This is a genomic window from Micromonospora sp. NPDC049799, from assembly GCF_040656655.1.
Classification (GTDB): Bacteria; Actinomycetota; Actinomycetes; order Mycobacteriales; family Micromonosporaceae; genus Micromonospora.
Window position 1 is genome coordinate 1 of sequence record NZ_JBFAMU010000804.1, and the last position, 1,560, is coordinate 1,560.

Annotated in this window: 2 protein-coding genes; one reads left to right on the plus strand and one right to left on the minus strand. The window is 73.2% G+C overall.

Annotation, left to right across the window (positions count from 1 at the left end; all coding sequences use genetic code 11):
- Positions 1 to 95 precede the first annotated feature (95 nt).
- Positions 96 to 488 carry an Rv2175c family DNA-binding protein gene (locus AB0I76_RS29625; RefSeq protein ID WP_357042356.1) on the minus strand — a complete coding sequence of 131 codons (393 nt, stop codon included), beginning with the start codon at positions 486 to 488 and terminating at the stop codon, positions 96 to 98.
- Positions 489 to 690: 202 nt separating this feature from the next.
- On the opposite strand from AB0I76_RS29625, the gene AB0I76_RS29630 reads away from it, so the two are divergent.
- On the plus strand, positions 691 to 1,560 hold an 870-nt coding region (locus tag AB0I76_RS29630; protein ID WP_357042360.1), incomplete at its 3' end, for a protein kinase.

A 1,560-nucleotide genomic window follows, 5' to 3' on the forward strand; every position in this document is an offset into this window, starting at 1 on the left:
GAGCCGACCCCGCCATGCTCACAGTCAGGCGAGGTCGATCGGTGCTCGTCGGGCGACGCCGGGCCAGTGATTGACGTATCCGTCTCTGTCGGAGGTCAGAAGCCGAGGGCCTGGGCGCGACGCTTGACCTCGCGGGCCTGGTCGCCACCGAGCGCGGTGGCCGGGGTGCCGCCGGGCAGGGTGTCGTCCTGCTCGTACAGCCAGCGCAACGCGGCCTCGTCGTCGTAGCCGGCGTCGGCCAGCAGGTTGAGCACGCCGGGCAGGTGCTTGAGCACGGTCTGGTTCGCCACCAGGTCCGCCGGGATCCGCCGCACGTTGGCGCGGCGGACGGCCAGCAGCTCGTGGTCCCGGATCATCTGGTGGACCTTGCTGATCGACACGTCGAGGCGCTCGGCGACGTCCGGCAGGGTCAGCCAGGCCGCCGGGTCGGCGGGTCCGGCGAGGTCGGGGTCGGGTGCGCCCTGGTCGGCGGGTACGGAGTCGGTCACCCGATCACCCTGCCACGTCCCGCCCGGCCCGGGCCACCGGCACCCCGCCGCTCGCCCGGCGGGTCGGGCCCGACGGGTCGTCCCCCCGGCACCCGCCCGAGCAGGTACGCAGCGGTACGAGCGCGCCGGTACCGCCGCTGTCGCGGGCCGGCTGTAGCATCCTGTTCTCCCTTCACCCCCTGGACACATAGACTGCCTGCCGATGGACACACAGGTCGCCGACACGTTGCTGGGCTCACTGATCGACGGGCGCTACCGCATCCGCGGTCGCGTGGCTCGTGGTGGCATGGCGACCGTGTACACCGCCACCGACGAGCGCCTCGAGCGCACCGTGGCGGTCAAGATCATTCACCCGACCCAGGCGCCGGACACGCGCGCCGGGATGGCCGGCTTCGTGACGCGGTTCACCGACGAGGCGAAGACCATCGCCCGGCTGACCCACCCCAACGTGGTCGCCGTCTACGACCAGGGCACCCACGGCGGCATGCCGTACCTGGTCATGGAGTACGTCCGGGGTCGCACCCTGCGCGACGTGCTGGCCGAGCGACGCCGGCTCAACCCGGACGAGGCCCTGGCGATCGCCGAGCAGATGCTCGCCGCGATCGCCGCCGCGCACCGGGCCGGGCTGGTCCACCGTGACGTCAAGCCGGAGAACGTGCTGGTCGCCGAGGCGCCGACCGGGGGCGTGTCCAACCTGATCGACAGCGTGGTCAAGGTCGCCGACTTCGGTCTGGCCCGGGCGGTCGAGGCGAGCGCCGAGGACGACAACAACCAGTTGATGGCCACCGTGGCGTACGTCGCTCCGGAGCTGGTCACCGACGGCCACGCCGACCCGCGGACGGACGTCTACTCGGCGGGCATCGTGCTGTTCGAGATGCTCACCGGCCGCGTGCCCTACGACGGGGACCGGCCGGTCGACGTCGCCTGGCAGCACGTCGACCGGGACGTGCCGGCACCCTCGATGCTGGTGCCGGGGCTGCCCAGGGCGCTCGACGACCTGGTCGGCCGGGCCACCCGCCGGGACCCGGGCGCCCGCCCGACCGACGCCGGCGCGATGCTGGCCGAGGTGCAG